Here is a 15,025-nt window from a genome sequence, read left to right on the forward strand (position 1 = left end):
GTCGCCGAGGCCCTGGTCGGCCTCGCGACGCGGTACGTGCGCAACGGCCCCGGCACCCTCGGGAAGGCGGCCCTCGCCACGCGCTGGCTCAACGCGCACCTGCGCGAGCACCCCCGCAGGGCCGTCGTCGAGCTGCCCTCGGGCGGTCGCTTCGCCGTGGACACGCAGGATCTCATCCAGCGGTACCTGTACCTGTTCGGTGCCTGGGAGCCGCACCTGACCGCCTGGCTGCGGCGCCGGCTGCGGCCGGGGGACGCCTTCGTCGACGTCGGGGCCAACATCGGCGTCTTCAGCGTCCTGGCGGCCCGGCTGGTCGGCGACACGGGCCGAGTCGTCGCGATCGAGGCCTCCCCGGACGTCCACCGGCGCCTGGTGGAAAACGCCCGGCTCAACGCCCTCGGGAACATCCGCGCGCTCAACGCCGCCGTCTCGGACCGCACCAGGACCCTGACCTTCGCGCTCGCCAGCTCGCGGAACACGGGGGCGAACAGCATCGTCCCGTACGACGGCCCGGTGGAGTCCAGTTTCCGGACCGAGGCCCGGCCGCTGCCGGAACTCCTCGACACGGCGGAGATCGCGACCGCCCGGGTGATCAAGATCGACGTCGAGGGCGCCGAGGGGAGTGTCGTGCGCGGTCTCGCGCCGATGCTGGGCGCTCTGCGTCCCGACGCGGAGATCACGGTCGAGGTGGCACCGGAGCGCATGGCCCGGCTCGGGGACCGGGTCGACGACCTGCTGGCGGTGATGCGGGACGCCGGGTTCCACGTCTACCGGCTGGCCAACGACTACGCGCCCGGGAGCTATCCCCCGGCACTGAGCGGTTCGCCCCGGGCCCCGGAGCGTCTGCGCGGTCCTGTGACCGGGGAGAGCGACCTGGTCTTCTCGCGGGTGGACGCGGAACGGCTGCCCTGACCGGCCGGTGCTGGCCGGTCGGTGCTCCTGCCGGTCGGTGCTCCTGCCGTTCGGTCTCCTCTGGCCGTCAGCCTCCTGGCCTTCGGTCTCCCGGCGTTCAGCGACCGAGGCCGCCCGTGCCCTCCGGCAGGCGCCATCCGAAGGACCCCAGGGCGCGCGCCCTGGCCTCCACCACCGCCATCCGGGCATCGCGTTCCGCGGGTTCCACGTGGGACGCCTGGCCGGTCTCCTGGCCCTCCCACTTGCGGTAGAGGAGGCCCACGTCCTCGGAGAACCATCCCCGGCTCACGCAGTTGAGCGCGAGCAGCAGGCCGGTGTCCTCGGAGGCGGGCAGGGCCATCCAGCCGCCGAGGGCGAGCAGCAGGTCACGCCGGACCAGCAGGGTCGCCGGATGGACCTGGGCCCGGAAGCCGTTCGCCCTCCAGAAGTCGAGCACCTCCCCGCGCTCGATCGGCCCGTGCGCCGGGTCACCGGGGAAACCGGCCGTCGAACCGTCGGGCAGGAGGTCCAGGACCCGCGAGGTGGCCCAACCGATCGACGGGTCGGCCTCAAGAGCGGCCAGGTCGCGGGCCAGGGCGCCCGCAGTGAGCCGGTCGTCGGCGTCCAGGACCTTCACGTACGCACCGTCCGCGTGGGCCAGGGCCATCGTGCGCGCCACTCCGGGCCCGCCCTGCCGTCCGTGGCGCCCCTGGTGGAACGCGACCCGCGGATCGTCGGGCACGTACGGCCGGACGTCCTGCGTGCGGCCGTCCTCCTGGATCACCCAGCGCCACTCCCAGCCGCCGGGCAGCTCCTGTGCGCACAGCGAGGCGTAGGCCTCGGGGAGGAAGGGGGCGGAGGGGCCGTGGACGGCCGTGACGATGACGACGCGCCGGTTCACGACGGCACTCACCACCTTTCCAGACGGGTCGTGAAGAGCAGTTCGGTACGGTCCCCGGGCAGGGTGACGTCGGAGACGTCCACCACCCGGCCGCCGGTGTCGTACGAGGTCTTGCGGAGCAGGATCACCGACGTGCCCGGCGGCAGGTCCAGGGCCGCGGCCTCCTCCGGTGTCGGCGGGCGGGCGGTCAAGCGCTCCTCCACGCGGTCCAGTTCGACGCCCACGGTGTGGAGCTGGTGCTGAGTCCCGCCCGGCCAGGGCTCGTTGGCCTCGTCCAGGAGGGCGGGATTGGCGGCGATCAGGTCGCGGACGAGGTAGGAGGTGACGAGGCTGAAGGGAGCGGGCTCGGCCGAGTACCGCGTGCGGAAGGTGCGTTGGAGCAGCACGGTGCCCTCGGGAACGCCGAAGGCCTCGGCCAGCTCCCCGGACGCCTTCCGCTCGCTGTACTCGGCGTGGAAGACGAGGTCGTCGCCCCGCAGTCCGGTGTCGTGCTCCGTGGCGCCGGTCTCGGCCCTGGTGGCGAGCGGCCGGCGGGCCCGGTCCTTCTCCCACTGGTGGCGCCGGTTGTCCCGCACCGCCGGGGTGCGGGGGCGGCGGACGAAGGTGCCGAGGCCGTGGCGCCTGTCGATCAGTCCCTCGTCGCTCAGCAGCCGGAGCGCGTTCTGCACGGTGGGCACGCTGCGCCGGTAGTGGTGGGCGAGGTCGGCCTCCGAGGGCAGCCGCTCGCCGGGTGGCCGCTCACCCGCCCGGATGGAGCGGCGCAGATCGTCCGCGATCACTTCATAGGCCTTGGGCACGGTCGCAGGCTACAACTCCTCAAGAGGTCTTGAAGAGTCGGGTCGGTGTACGGGTACCGCCGTGTTCCCGCGCACACACGGCGGCGGCCCGGCTGCTCTGTCGAGCGGCCGGGCCGTTTCTCGCGTGTGGTGCGGTACGCAGATCGCCGTTACGTCAGGGTCGGGGGTGGCGCGGGCCGCTCAGCGCTGGAGCGGGATGGAGTGCTGGGCCCGGGGCGCGACCGCGGTGTCGTCGCACGGAAGTCCGGTGGTCGTGGCCGTGGTCGAGGCCGTCGCGGCGTCGGCGAGCGGGTGGTGGCGGCAGCTGGGCGCCGCGCCGTGCGCCTCGGCGCGGATGCGCTGCTTCATGGTGGGGGGCAGGGAGCCGGTTCGGGACCGGGGCAGCGGGAGGGCGGCCGCGGGTGCCGCCTCGGGGGAGGCGCTCTCGGTGTTGCTGTGCGTTCCGGTCTGCGGTACGGCCGCGGCGGCCGTCGTCGTGACGAGTCCGAGCGCCGTGCACAGCGCGAGGAAGGCGGTGACGATGCTGGTCCACAGCGTCAGGACCTTGTTCCGGGCCATGGCCCCTCACTTTCGGGTTGGGCGATTTGCGTACTTTCCTCATGATGTGTATGAGGGCCGCGAAGTGGTGGACCTGCGCCCGTGGCGCGTCGATGTTCAGATGAACACCACCCGAATAGCCGCAAGGTGCGGGAAAAGGTGCGCAGACGGGAGGGAGGCGGGCAAAAGTCACCGCACGTGAGGGTGTGATCACCCTCCGATCAGAATGGGTTCGTCCGCTTCTAAAGGGCTCCGGCGACGGGCAGTTGACCGCCGACGCAGGTCACCGATCGGTATCGGCCGGTGTGTATAGTCGGGCGCCGAAGGTCCCCAACGTCAAGGAAAGACGAGGTCGCGCGGTGAAGAAGCTTCTCCTGGTCGCACTGGCCGCCATCGGCGGGCTCCTCGTGTACCGCCAGATCCAGGCGGATCGCGCCGAGCAGGATCTGTGGACGGAGGCGACTGACTCCGTGCCCACGGGTTCGTGAGTACGACCGACATCCGGTCCTGAGCAGACCCCGGCCGTCAAACGGTCGGGGTTTTGTGTTGCCCTGAGGGGGCACGGTCCGCTCGGGGCGGGCGGCGACAGAGCCGGTGAGCGCGAGGGGTGGCGGGTCATGGGACGGTGGTGTACGGCTCGACGGGGCGCCGCGACGGGGCGCGTGGCCGTGGTGGCCGCCGTACTGGCCACGACCGCCGCCCTCCCCGGTGCCACGGCCCTCGCGGCCGGTCTCGGGTCCGGTTCGGCCGGTTCGGCCGCCGGGTACGACTTCGCCGACGACGCCGTACGGGTCGCGGGCGCGAGTGCCACGGCGGGCGCCGAACCGCTGGAGGCGGGCGCCACGTACCGCAGCTCCCTGCCGAGGAACGGCACCCTCTACTACCGCCTCGAACTCGACGCCGCCTCGGACGCCTACGTCTCCGTCACCGCCGTTCCCGGCGCCGACGATGAGGTCACCGCGGTCGACGGCATCCGGGTCTCCGTGCGGGACGCCGACGGCGGCTCGTGCTCCGTGCAGAGCGCGACCTTCGGCGCCGCCCGCAGCCCCCGCCCGGTCACCGCCCGGGGCATGCGCGAGATCGACCCCGCCGCCCACCGGTGCCAGGACCCCGGCACGTACTACGTGGGCGTCGAGCGGACCCGGCCCCAGGACTCCCCGCCGGACGACTGGGACCTGGAAATCACCGTCGCCACCGAGCCCCGCCCGCGCGAGACCGGCGCGACGAAGGCCCCCGAGGCCTGGGACTCCGCCTCGCCCGAACCCCTCGCCGGCGAACCGGAACGCCGGGCGGGCGGCAACGGATTCGCCCGCGCCACCCTGGTCGGGCAGGGGGTCTGGCGCGACGACATCCGGCCCGGGGAGAGCCTCTACTACAAGGTGCCGGTCGACTGGGGCCGTCAGGTGTACGCCACCGCCGAACTCGCCGGCTCCGCGGACGCCTCCGGCTATGCCACCGGTGCCCTGCGACTGGCCCTGCACAACCCCGTGCGCGGCGAGGTGGACGACGCGGCCAAGGGCTACACCGGGCGGACGACCACGGTCGGCCTCGCTCCCCTGCCGCCCGTGGCGTACTCCAACCGGTACGCCACCGCGGGACAGGTCGGCGCGCTGCGGTTCGCCGGCGACTACTACGTCGTGGTCCATCTCGCGTCGCAGGTGGCCGACGACTTCGGCCGGGGCCCCTTCGCACTGACGCTGCGCCTGCGACTCGGGGGATCGGCCGGGACCGGCCCCGGGTACGCGGGGGAGTCCCGGCCGAAGGGCCTCTTCGAGGTCTCCGCGCAGGAACGGGTGGCCGCCCCGGAGGGCGGGGCGGCGGACGACGACCTCGCCATGAAGGCGGTCGCCGTCGGCGGAATCGGCACCGGCAGCCTGCTGCTGCTCGGCCTGGCCGGGTGGACGGCGACGGCCCGGCGCAGGACCTGGAACGGGCCCCGGTCGTAGGACCCGGGGCAGGCCACGGTCGTAGGACCCGGGGGCAGGCCCCGGCCGTCCGGCGCCCCGGACTCAGATCCGGGTCAGCGCCCAGAAGCCCACGGCGTAGCAGGCCAGCGCGAGCAGCAGCAGCGGCAGGGCCACCCGCGCCGGGGGACCGGGACGGCGGCGGCGCCGTGCCCCACGGTGCTGGGCGGGAGGGGCGGACCGAGGGTTCCGGGCGGTGTACGCGGCGGTGGGGACGTCGGCACGCCGCGCCGGGGACGGCGCGAGGGACTGGGCGGGGAGCGGCGGCCCGTGCGGTGCCGGGGACCGGCTGCGGCCGGGGGCCCGGTCCGGCGGCAGGTGCTGCGGTCCGCCCGTGAACGCCGGGTGCGGTGCGGGCGGTTGCGTCGCTTCGGCCGCCGCGTCCGGCGCCGGCGTGACGGTCGGCTGCGGGGGCGGCAGGTGGAAACTGCCGGTCTCCGACATGGCACCCGACCGCCCGGCCAGGGGCACCTCCTCGGAGTGCGTGCCGTGCGGGGCGGGACGCGGGCTGCCGGGGGCCGAGGGCGGTGCGGTGGGCCCGGAGGGTGTGGAGGGTGTGGAGGGCGTCCAGTCCTGGTCCGGCGGTACGCCGTTCGGTGCGGACGGCGTGTCGCCGAAGGCAGGCGGTGCACTCGGCGGGGGCAGGTGCGGGGACGCGGGCGCCCGTCCGGGGGCGGGGGCGGAGGCGCCGCCGGTCGCCGTCGCGGGAGTGCCGGGCGGTGTGGACGCGGGTGCCGGGTCCGGGTCCGTCGGAGGCGGGCTCGGGACGCCGGGCGACGGCTGGTCCCGGTCGGGCGGTGGGCCGGCCGGCCGCGGGGCCGAGGGCGTGCCCCGCCAGGGGGGCGCAGGCGGGAATGCCGGCGGAGTGGCGGGCGGGGACGGGTCCGCGGCCGAAGACGCGACCGCAGGGCGTCGCGGGTCCGTCGGTACGTCGTCCACGCCGGAGGCCTTCTTGAGCGGACCCTCGGGCCCGAACCCCGTTGGCAGCGGGCCCACTTGGTCGAAGATCTCGATCAGCTCGTCGTCGGGCCCGGGCTCAGGCAGCAGCTCCACAGCCGCCGCCAGCGCCTTGCGCGCCCCCGTCGCCGTACGGAACCTCGCGGACGGGTCCGGTTGCAGCAGCGTCGCCACGACCTGCCACAGCGGCTCGGGAATCCCCCGCGGCGCGGGCGGCGTACCGTGCTCGGCGAAATGCTGGACGAGCACCTTGGCGTCCGGCTTGGCCCCTTCCAGCAGATACAGCGCCACCAGACCGACCGCGAACAGGTCCGACGGGAAGTCCGGCTCCGCACCCATCATCTGCTCCGGCGCGAGATAACCCGGCGTCCCCACCACGAGGTTGGTCTCCGTCAGCCGGGGCTCACCCAGCCGCATCGCGATACCGAAGTCGGACAGCCTCAGGCGCGGACGGCCCGTCCCCGTCGCCTCCAGGAGCAGGTTGGCGGGCTTGATGTCACGGTGCACCACCCCCTCCCCGTGCACCGCCGCCAGGCCCGACAGGAGCTGATCGAGCAGCGTGCACACGAAGTCGGGCGGCAGGGGCCCGTAGTCCCCGACCAGATGAACCAGCGAACCCCCCGTGACCAGGTCCATGGTGAACAGGACCTGGTCGTCGTCGGCGGCCCAGCTCGCGGGGGCGAGCACATGAGGGTGATCGATCCGCAGCGCCTGCTCGCGGACGAACCGCAGCAGCGAGTGCGCGTCCCGCTGCTGAAGCACCTTCGCGGCCACATAACGCCTGCGCCGGTGGTCCCAGGCACGCCAGACGGCACCCACCCCGCCCCGGCCGATCGGGTCGACCAGCTCGTACCGGCCCGCGAAGACCTCACCCATGGCTGTGCGCCGCTCCTCCCCTGGGACCTGTCGCGCCACTCCCGCGGGCCCGGCCGCCGACCCCCTCGGCGACCGGACCCCCGGGATCAGTTCTGGTGGGACTGGTAGTGCGCGACCGCGTCCGAGGTGCGGCCCGCGCCGTACACCCGCAGGAACTCCGCCAGCTCCGGATGCGAGGAGGACAGGGAGTCCGCCGCGTCGATGATGTCTCCGGCGGCCGCCACCGAGCGCAGCAGCGACTGGATCTCCCGGACCACCCGCTTGACCGTGGGCGCACCCGAACTACTGGTGGTCGTGGTGGTGTTGCTGAGCACCGAGCCCCCCTGGGACTTCTTGATCTCGTCCATGCGCTCCGTGGCCTCGGCCGCGCTCACACTGCCGTCGGCGACCTGCCCCGCCAGGTCCTGCAGCAGCTGCACCCGCTGGACCACCGCGGGATTGCCGATCTTCGCCCGCTGGCCGCTCATCAGCTGCGACAGCATAGGCGCGGACAGCCCCAGCACCCCCGCGAGACGAGCCTGGTTGAGACCGAGATCGTCGATAAGCCTGCGGAAGAGCGCCCCCAGCGGCTCCCCGTACCAGTTCCGCTGCAGTTCCCGCGCTCTTGCGGTGGCTTCCTGCTGTGCGGCGTCCATTGCGTCTCCCCATCGCTTCCCCAAAAACCGCAGTTCGCTCCAGCGAACCACGCCGAGCATCTTACGGAGCGTGGTCGTTCCCCGGGAGCCCCAATCATTTGTGAGATACGGGGGGCGACCCGGTACTCTTGTCCGCGGCGACCGACGGTCCGCGACACCAGGACCGGCGACGCCACCCGAGGGGCCTTAGCTCAGTTGGTAGAGCGCTGTCTTTGCATGGCAGATGTCAGGGGTTCGACTCCCCTAGGCTCCACCGTCAAGAGAGCGCCTCCGACCTGCGGAAACGTAGATCGGAGGCGCTCTGTTCGCTTCCGGCGGGCCGCAGGGGGCCCGCCCTCGCGGGCGCCGGCGGACGGAGACGTTCCTCACCGTCGCCGGCCCCACACCGCGCCCGGTACCGCACGCACCGACCGGGTGATCAACAACGACCGGAGGGAAAGGGCCAGTTGAGCACGTGGAACAGCGCTCCGGCGCCCGCGCCGCCACGGGAACCGGCCCCCGCACGGGCCCCTCTCGGCGCCCCGGCGGCGCTGTCTGCTCTTGATATCGTCACCCCACAGGGCATCAGCGCAGACCCCTGCGGGGCGGTGCCACGTGGCTCATCGCCGTCGGAGCCGTCCGGTCGCTACCGACGAGGTGGAAGGGGTAGACCATGCGGGCGAAGGTACGGGCCGCTCTCGACGCGCTCTATATGAAGCGGCTGGTCAGAGAGTTGGAAGGACGCCCACGCCCCCAGCACATCGGCATCATGCTCGACGGCAACCGCCGGTGGGCCAAGATGTCGGGCATCGACGACCCCCGCGAGGGCTACCGGGCCGGCGGCGCCAAGGTGCTGGACTTCCTGCGCTGGTGCGACTCCGCGCAGATCGAGCACGTCACCCTCTTCATGCTCTCCGACGACAACCTTGCCCGGCCCGAAGAACAGCTGAACCCCCTCATCGACATCATCGCCGAGGTCGTCGAGCAGCTGGCCGCGCCGGGCAACCCCTGGCCCGTCGAGGCCGTCGGCGCCCTGGACCTGCTGCCCGCGGAGTCAGCGAGCCGCCTCAAGACCGCCACCGCCGCCACCCAGGGCCGCAAGGGCGGCACCAAGGTCGACGTCGCCGTGGGCTACGGCGGCCGACGCGAGATCGTCGACGCCGTGCGCTCCGCCCTCACCGAGCACAGCTCCCAGGGCGGCGACATCGACGAGTTCATCGAGACCTTCACCATGGAGCACATCTCCAAGCACCTGTACTCCAAGACACGGTCCGAGTCCGACCTCATCATCCGCACCTCCGGCGAACAGCGGCTCTCCGGCTTCCTGCTCTGGCAGTCCGCCTACGCCGAGGTCCACTTCTGCGAGACGTACTGGCCGGACTTCCGGGAGATCGACTTCCTGCGCGCCCTGCGCTCCTACTCCCTGCGGGAACGCCGCTACGGCCGCTGAGCGCCGTTTCACGTGAAACATCGCCGCGGGGCGGGAGACCGTGAGTCTCCCGCCCCGCGGCGATGTGGAAACGACAGAAGGCGGCCGGCGCCGCTACGGCGAGCCGGGATCAGCGGGGCTCGTCGCCCTCCGCCTCATCCTGGGCCTGCTTGGCCTGCACCTCGGGATCGAGGACCGCCTCACCGGTGCCGTCCACCGACGTCAGCCGACCCGACTCGGGAACCTCCGTCGCCTCCGGCGGCTCCACCAGCCAGTCCGGGTTGGCCTGCTTGTCCCACCACTTCCACGCGGCGAAGGCACCGCCCGCGACGACGCCCACCACCGCGAGCACCTTGGCGACCCGGCCCGCCCTGGCCCGACGCTGGTGCTTGCGCGTCAGCCTCTGGATCTCCTTCGCCGTGACCTGACCACGCAGCGCGGCCAGCGCGGCGGCACCGCGCGCCGTGGCCTCGTCGCGCACGGGACCCGCCGCGGCCACCGCCTGCTCGATCCTCGGACGTGAGTAGTCGGCCGCCTGCCGAGCAGCCAGCCGGGTACGGACAGCGGCCTCCTGCGCGGCCGCGTCCATCTTCGGCGGCACATGCGTACGGGCCTGTTCCAGCCGCGGCGCCACATGGGTGCCGTACTGCAGGCGCGCCTGGCACGTGGCCTGCGACACCTTGGGCGCCAGCCGTACGCGCGCCTCCTGTGCATAGTGAGCGGCCCTGTCCTTGGCCGTGTCGGCGTAGGGCGCCACCACTTCCGCGGCGTGCAGCACGCTGTCCTTCGCCGAACCGGTCGCGGCGCGCACGCTGTCGATGCGGGTCACGGGTTCCTCCTCCTCGGTGGCGTACGGTAATTCGACTTTCCACCCTTTTACGGATCATGCCTGCGGACGCGCCGCCAGGCATGCGAGGGCGGGCATCCGGGTCACGGACGATGCCGCCGCGTCCTCTGGGGCAAGTGGTGATGAAGTTGCGAACAAGAGCTGATCAACGTCAATAACCGATGAATACCGGGCAACACGAGCCTGTCCACGACCATGCCACGGATCGGCGGCCCACGCTCGTGACCCAGCGGTAAGAGCGCCGAACGCACCCCCGACCGTGCGAGGATCGGTGCGCACAACAGGACGACGGAAGGCACCTCGTGGCCGCGCAGCTCTACGCCACCCTGAAGACCAACCAAGGTGACATCGAGGTCCGGCTGCTGCCGAACCACGCACCCAGGACCGTCAAGAACTTCGTCGAGCTCGCCCGCGGCGAGCGGGAGTGGACCCACCCCGCCACCGGCGAGAAGTCCATGGCCAGGCTCTACGACGGCACCGTCTTCCACCGGGTCCTCAGCGGCTTCATGATCCAGGGCGGCGATCCGCTGGGCAACGGCACCGGCGACCCCGGCTACCAGTTCCCCGACGAGTTCCACCCCGACCTCGCCTTCGACAAGCCCTACCTGATGGCCATGGCCAACGCCGGCCCCGGGACCAACGGCTCGCAGTTCTTCATCACCGTCTCCCCGACGACCTGGCTGAACCGCAAGCACACGATCTTCGGCGAAGTGACCGACGCGGCCAGTCAGAAGGTCGTCGACACCATCGCCGCCGCCCGGACCAACCCACGCACCGAGCGGCCCCTCACCGACATCGTCATCGAGTCGGTCGTCGTCGAGACACGCAACGCCTGACACCCCGCCACACCGGGCAGGAACCAAACGCCCCGCTCATCCGTAGAGAAGGGCGGGGCGGTGCATCTGCACACACCGCCCGCAGGGACGACCGAGGGGATGCCATGGACCACGCGGCCGCCGGCCGACCGGATGCCCAGAGCCTGCCCGGCTGCTATCGCCATCCGGACCGCGAGACCGGCATCCGCTGCACCCGCTGCGAGCGCCCCATCTGCCCGGACTGCATGGTCAACGCCTCCGTCGGCTTCCACTGCCCCGACTGCGCCGCCGGCCGCACCCCGGGGGCCACCGGCCCGGCCCCGAGCGCCTCCCGGCCCCGCACCCTCGCGGGCGGCACCGTCGCCGCCGACCCCCACCTCGTCACCAAGATCCTGATCGGGATCAACGTGGCGGTGTTCATCGCCGTCCAGGCGCTCCCGTCGTCCTTCCTCAGCGACATGGTGCTCATCGGACGCTGGCCCCCCGCCCCCTTCGTCCCGACCGAGGGCGTCGCGGAGGGCGAGTGGTACCGGCTGGTGACCACGATGTTCACCCACGAGGAAATCTGGCACATCGGCTTCAACATGATCAGCCTCTGGTTCCTCGGCGGCCCCCTGGAGGCGGCCCTCGGCAGAGCCCGCTACCTCGCTCTCTACCTCGTCTCCGGCCTCGCCGGCAGCGTGCTCGCCTATCTGCTGGCCTCACCCACCACGGCCACCCTCGGCGCCTCCGGCGCGATCTTCGGCCTCTTCGGCGCCACCGCCGCCCTCGTGCGCCGGCTCAACGCCGACATGCGGCCGGTCGTCATCCTGCTGGTGATCAGCCTCATCTTCACCTTCACCCGGAGCAACATCTCCTGGCAGGCCCACGTCGGCGGCCTCGTCGCGGGTGCCGTGATCGGCTACGCCATGCTCCACGCGCCCCGCGAGCGGCGCACGCTCGTCCAGTACGGCACCTGTGCGCTGGTCCTCCTGGTCGTCGTCGGCCTGACCCTGTTGAGGTCGGCGCAGCTCACCTGAGCGCCCGTTGTCCACAGTCGGTGGCGGATCTTGTGCACAGCGTGCGGGAACACATGTGCCCCCTGACGCTGACCAGTGTTATCGCAGGTCAGGCAGGGGGCGAACATGCTTTCGGAAGCTGGGTCCAGCCGGTACTTCCGTCACACCGGCGTCAACGCCGGGTGGGTTATCCACAGATCGTCTTTCTTTTCCCCAGCGTGTGGACAATGCCTGTGGATAACTCCGCGAATACCCCTGGGCAGAGCTACCGCGGAGCCGCCGCCGGGGCTACTTCCACTGCGTCGAGACGCCGAACCCCGCGGCGATGAAACCGAAGCCCACCACGATGTTCCAGTTGCCCAGCGAGTCGATGGGCAGGGAACCGTCGGTGACGTAGAAGACGACGATCCAGGCCAAGCCGATGACGAACATGGCCAGCATCACCGGCGCCACCCAGCCGCGGCTGGTCAGCTTGATGCTCGTCGCCTGCTTCGAGGGCGGCGGCGTGTAATCGGCCTTCTTGCGGATACGTGACTTCGGCACGAGGGTCTCTCCTGTCGATGCGCTGCGTGGCCGCGCAGGGAACGGGGCTCGGTCTCGGGTGCGGCGTACATGGGACGAGGGGACTCTGAGCGCTCCCCCGGGCGTCCGTTAGCGTAGTCCTTCCGTGGCGCCGAAGGAGATAAGGGTACGTTGAGCAATTCTGCCGACTCCCCCGGGACGGGATCCAGCCCTGTCCGCCGGCGCCGTTTCCGGCCCGTGCGGGTACTGACGGCGGCCGTCTTCGCGCTCGCGGGACTTATCTTCTTCACCAGCTTCAATACCGCGAAGGGCACCAATATCCGTACGGACTCCTCTTTGCTCAAGTTGTCCGATCTCATCCACGAGCGCAGTCGGGAGAACGGCGATCTGGAGGAGTCCAACGGAGCCCTGCGGGAGGACGTCGAATCGCTCGCGGAACGCGACGACGGCCGTACGAAGTCGGAGGACGACAAGCTCGCGGCGCTGGAGGAGAAGGCGGGCACGCAGAAGCTGAAGGGCGAGGCGGTCACCGTCACGCTCGACGACGCCCCGCCGGACGCCACCGCGAAGCTCCCCGGCTACCCGGAGCCGCAGCCCGACTACCTGGTCATCCACCAGCAGGACCTCCAGGCCGTGGTGAACGCGCTGTGGCAGGGCGGCGCCGAGGGCATCAAGGTCATGGACCAGCGGCTGATCTCCACCAGCGCGGTGCGCTGCGTGGGCAACACGCTGATCCTCCAGGGCCGCGTCTATTCACCGCCGTACAAGATCCAGGCGGTCGGCGACCCGGAGCGGCTGAAGAAGGCGCTGGCGAAGTCGCCGGCGATCCAGAACTACATGGTGTACGTCAACGTGTACGGGCTCGGCTGGAAGGTCGAGGACGACGGCCGGGTGACCCTGCCGGGCTACTCCGGCACGGCGGACCTGCACTATGCCCGGCCTGTGGATTAGGGCCGTTCCCGAGGGCCGCGCGCCGCTAGTCTGGTGCGGTACGACGTGAGTCTGGCGTCGTGGTGCGACGGAAGGGACGGCATGTACGGCTGGATCTGGCGGCATCTGCCGGGGAACGCTTGGGTGAAGGCGCTGCTCTCGCTCATGCTGGCGATGATCGTGGTCTACGTCCTGTTCCAGTACGTCTTCCCGTGGGCCGAACCGCTGCTGCCCTTCAACGATGTGACGGTGGACAACCAGTGAGCGCGCGCATCCTCGTCGTCGACAACTACGACAGCTTCGTCTTCAACCTCGTCCAGTACCTCTACCAACTCGGCGCCGAGTGCGAGGTGCTGCGCAACGACGAGGTGTCGACGGCGCACGCCCAGGACGGCTTCGACGGTGTGCTGCTGTCGCCGGGCCCGGGCACGCCGGAGCAGGCCGGGGTGTGCGTCGAGATGGTGCGGCACTGCGCGGCCACCGGAGTGCCGGTCTTCGGTGTGTGCCTGGGCATGCAGTCGATGCAGGTGGCCTACGGCGGTGTGGTGGACCGGGCGCCGGAGCTGCTGCACGGCAAGACCTCGCCGGTGGAGCACACCGGCCGGGGCGTCTTCGCGGGGCTGCCCTCGCCGTTCACGGCGACGCGGTACCACTCGCTGGCGGCGGAGCCGGGCACCGTGCCTGCGGAGCTGGAGGTGACGGCCCGTACGCCGGACGGGATCGTGATGGGCCTGCGTCACCGGGAACTGCTCGTCGAGGGCGTGCAGTTCCACCCGGAGTCGGTGCTGACCGAGCACGGGCACCGGATGCTGGCCAACTGGCTGGTGGAGTGCGGCGACCAGGGGGCGGTGGCGAGGTCGGCGGGGCTCGCCCCGGTGGTGGGCAGGGCCACGGCGTGACCGCACTGCGCCCCGAGCGCGACTCCGGCACGGCCGGTGACCAGGGATCCTCGTACGGACAGCCGTACGGGGATTCCGGTGCGTTCGGGGAGCAGTACCGGCCGCCGCTCCTGGACGACGAGACGGTGGCGCTGCGGGTCCCGGAGCCGCCGGTGCGCCGGACGGCCGCCGAGAGCGGCTCCGTCGCCGCTTCTGCCGGGGATGGTCCCGTGGGCGGCGGTCGCGCGGCTCGCAGGAAGGCCGCGAAACGGCGTCACGGGCGCCGTGGGGCGCCCAGGGGCCAGGCTCCGGAGGAGGAGGCCGAGGAGAGCCGGAAGGCGCCTCTGTCGCGCGTGGAGGCCCGCCGGCAGGCCCGGGCGCGCAAGCCCGGCGCCGCGGTGATCGCCAGCCGGGCGATCGGTGAGATCTTCATCACGACCGGCGTGCTGATGCTGCTGTTCGTCACCTACCAGCTGTGGTGGACGAACGTGCGGGCGCACGCGCAGGCGAACCAGGCCGCGAGCAACCTCCAGGACGACTGGGCGAACGGCAAGCGCAGTCCCGGGTCGTTCGAACCGGGCCAGGGTTTCGCGCTGCTGCACATCCCCAAGCTGGACGTGGTGGTGCCGATCGCGGAGGGCATCAGCAGCAAGAAGGTGCTGGACCGGGGCATGGTCGGGCACTACGCGGAGGACGGGCTGAAGACGGCGATGCCGGACGCGAAGACCGGCAACTTCGGGCTCGCGGGGCACCGCAACACGCACGGTGAGCCGTTCCGGTACATCAACAAGCTGGAGCCGGGCGACCCGATCGTCGTGGAGACGCAGGACAAGTACTTCGTCTACAAGATGGCGTCGATCCTGCCGGTGACCTCACCGAGCAACGTGAGCGTGCTGGACCCGGTCCCGAAGCAGTCCGGCTTCAAGGGACCCGGCCGCTACATCACCCTCACCACCTGCACGCCGGAGTTCACGAGCAAGTACCGCATGATCGTGTGGGGCAAGATGGTCGAGGAACGGCCGCGCAGCAAGGGCAAGCCGGATGCGCTCGTCAGTTAAGGGCGGATGAC

17 protein-coding genes and 1 tRNA gene are annotated in these 15,025 nt (G+C 71.6%); 11 read left to right on the top strand and 7 right to left on the bottom strand.

Translation table 11 applies throughout. The features are described 5' to 3' along the window. The first annotated feature begins 36 nt into the window (after positions 1-36). Complete coding sequence (locus ACFYZ3_RS35255; protein ID WP_388526564.1) at positions 37-912, top strand: FkbM family methyltransferase; 876 nt, start codon at positions 37-39, stop codon at positions 910-912. 97 nt (positions 913-1,009) lie between these two features. Here ACFYZ3_RS35255 and ACFYZ3_RS35260 read toward each other — a convergent pair whose 3' ends face one another. The 3 genes from ACFYZ3_RS35260 to ACFYZ3_RS35270 all read right to left on the bottom strand — a co-directional run bounded on the left by ACFYZ3_RS35260 (position 1,010) and on the right by ACFYZ3_RS35270 (position 3,147). Next, positions 1,010-1,804, bottom strand: a complete 795-nt coding sequence (locus tag ACFYZ3_RS35260) for a glycosyltransferase family 2 protein (protein WP_388526567.1) — start codon at positions 1,802-1,804, stop codon at positions 1,010-1,012. Beyond that, the gene (locus tag ACFYZ3_RS35265; protein WP_388526570.1) at positions 1,801-2,589 is read right to left on the bottom strand and encodes a GntR family transcriptional regulator; all 789 of its coding nucleotides are present in this window, start codon (positions 2,587-2,589) and stop codon (positions 1,801-1,803) included. The genes ACFYZ3_RS35260 and ACFYZ3_RS35265 overlap by 4 nt, the downstream gene beginning before the upstream one ends. Before the next feature lie 180 nt (positions 2,590-2,769). Continuing rightward, positions 2,770-3,147 carry a DUF6344 domain-containing protein gene (locus ACFYZ3_RS35270; RefSeq protein ID WP_388526573.1) on the bottom strand — a complete coding sequence of 126 codons (378 nt, stop codon included), beginning with the start codon at positions 3,145-3,147 and terminating at the stop codon, positions 2,770-2,772. A 338-nt stretch (positions 3,148-3,485) separates the two neighbouring features. Here ACFYZ3_RS35270 and ACFYZ3_RS35275 point away from each other — a divergent pair, with 338 nt between their 5' ends. Both ACFYZ3_RS35275 and ACFYZ3_RS35280 read left to right on the top strand, forming a co-directional pair. Beyond that, positions 3,486-3,614 carry a DLW-39 family protein gene (locus ACFYZ3_RS35275; RefSeq protein WP_003999697.1) on the top strand — a complete coding sequence of 43 codons (129 nt, stop codon included), beginning with the start codon at positions 3,486-3,488 and terminating at the stop codon, positions 3,612-3,614. 129 nt (positions 3,615-3,743) lie between these two features. Further along, positions 3,744-5,072 (top strand): hypothetical protein, encoded by a 1,329-nt coding sequence (locus ACFYZ3_RS35280; protein WP_388526574.1) that lies wholly within the window; start codon positions 3,744-3,746, stop codon positions 5,070-5,072. 63 nt (positions 5,073-5,135) lie between these two features. Here the strand turns inward: ACFYZ3_RS35280 and ACFYZ3_RS35285 are convergent, their stop codons facing one another. Then, entirely contained in the window at positions 5,136-6,923 is a 1,788-nt protein-coding gene (locus ACFYZ3_RS35285; protein WP_388526577.1) for a protein kinase, read from the bottom strand. A gap of 86 nt (positions 6,924-7,009) precedes the next feature. After that, positions 7,010-7,558 carry a DNA-binding protein gene (locus ACFYZ3_RS35290; RefSeq protein WP_104636363.1) on the bottom strand — a complete coding sequence of 183 codons (549 nt, stop codon included), beginning with the start codon at positions 7,556-7,558 and terminating at the stop codon, positions 7,010-7,012. Positions 7,559-7,738: 180 nt separating this feature from the next. On the opposite strand from ACFYZ3_RS35290, the gene ACFYZ3_RS35295 reads away from it, so the two are divergent. Together ACFYZ3_RS35295 and ACFYZ3_RS35300 are read left to right on the top strand one after the other, a co-directional pair. Further along, positions 7,739-7,811, top strand: a tRNA-Ala gene (locus ACFYZ3_RS35295). Between the two features lie 399 nt (positions 7,812-8,210). After that, a complete protein-coding gene (locus tag ACFYZ3_RS35300) occupies positions 8,211-8,987 on the top strand; it encodes an isoprenyl transferase (RefSeq protein WP_011029274.1) in 777 nt (258 codons plus the stop codon). Positions 8,988-9,096: 109 nt separating this feature from the next. On the opposite strand, the gene ACFYZ3_RS35305 is transcribed toward ACFYZ3_RS35300, so the two are convergent. Then, positions 9,097-9,795 carry a DUF5324 family protein gene (locus ACFYZ3_RS35305; protein ID WP_361013901.1) on the bottom strand — a complete coding sequence of 233 codons (699 nt, stop codon included), beginning with the start codon at positions 9,793-9,795 and terminating at the stop codon, positions 9,097-9,099. A gap of 320 nt (positions 9,796-10,115) precedes the next feature. Here ACFYZ3_RS35305 and ACFYZ3_RS35310 point away from each other — a divergent pair, with 320 nt between their 5' ends. Together ACFYZ3_RS35310 and ACFYZ3_RS35315 are read left to right on the top strand one after the other, a co-directional pair. Beyond that, on the top strand, positions 10,116-10,649 hold the full coding sequence (locus ACFYZ3_RS35310; protein WP_361013904.1) for a peptidylprolyl isomerase: 534 nt from the start codon (positions 10,116-10,118) through the stop codon (positions 10,647-10,649). Between the two features lie 104 nt (positions 10,650-10,753). Next, positions 10,754-11,647, top strand: coding sequence for a rhomboid family intramembrane serine protease (locus ACFYZ3_RS35315; protein WP_115743071.1), 894 nt, complete (start codon positions 10,754-10,756; stop codon positions 11,645-11,647). Between the two features lie 267 nt (positions 11,648-11,914). Here ACFYZ3_RS35315 and crgA read toward each other — a convergent pair whose 3' ends face one another. Continuing rightward, complete coding sequence (crgA, locus tag ACFYZ3_RS35320; RefSeq protein ID WP_003975080.1) at positions 11,915-12,169, bottom strand: cell division protein CrgA; 255 nt, start codon at positions 12,167-12,169, stop codon at positions 11,915-11,917. Positions 12,170-12,319: 150 nt separating this feature from the next. On the opposite strand from crgA, the gene ACFYZ3_RS35325 reads away from it, so the two are divergent. The 4 genes from ACFYZ3_RS35325 to ACFYZ3_RS35340 are packed head-to-tail and all read left to right on the top strand — an operon-like array spanning position 12,320 to position 15,014. Beyond that, the gene (locus ACFYZ3_RS35325) at positions 12,320-13,099 is read left to right on the top strand and encodes a DUF881 domain-containing protein (protein ID WP_388526583.1); all 780 of its coding nucleotides are present in this window, start codon (positions 12,320-12,322) and stop codon (positions 13,097-13,099) included. 45 nt (positions 13,100-13,144) lie between these two features. Continuing rightward, positions 13,145-13,342 (top strand): hypothetical protein, encoded by a 198-nt coding sequence (locus ACFYZ3_RS35330; RefSeq protein ID WP_162832944.1) that lies wholly within the window; start codon positions 13,145-13,147, stop codon positions 13,340-13,342. Then, on the top strand, positions 13,339-13,977 hold the full coding sequence (locus ACFYZ3_RS35335) for an aminodeoxychorismate/anthranilate synthase component II (RefSeq protein WP_388526586.1): 639 nt from the start codon (positions 13,339-13,341) through the stop codon (positions 13,975-13,977). The genes ACFYZ3_RS35330 and ACFYZ3_RS35335 overlap by 4 nt, the downstream gene beginning before the upstream one ends. Next, positions 13,974-15,014: a class E sortase gene (locus ACFYZ3_RS35340; protein WP_388526588.1), complete on the top strand. Its 1,041-nt coding sequence runs from the start codon at positions 13,974-13,976 to the stop codon at positions 15,012-15,014. Before ACFYZ3_RS35335 ends, ACFYZ3_RS35340 begins: the two co-directional genes overlap by 4 nt. The last annotated feature ends 11 nt before the right edge of the window (positions 15,015-15,025 follow it).

Source organism: Streptomyces sp. NPDC001599, from assembly GCF_042893535.1.
GTDB lineage: Bacteria > Actinomycetota > Actinomycetes > Streptomycetales > Streptomycetaceae > Streptomyces.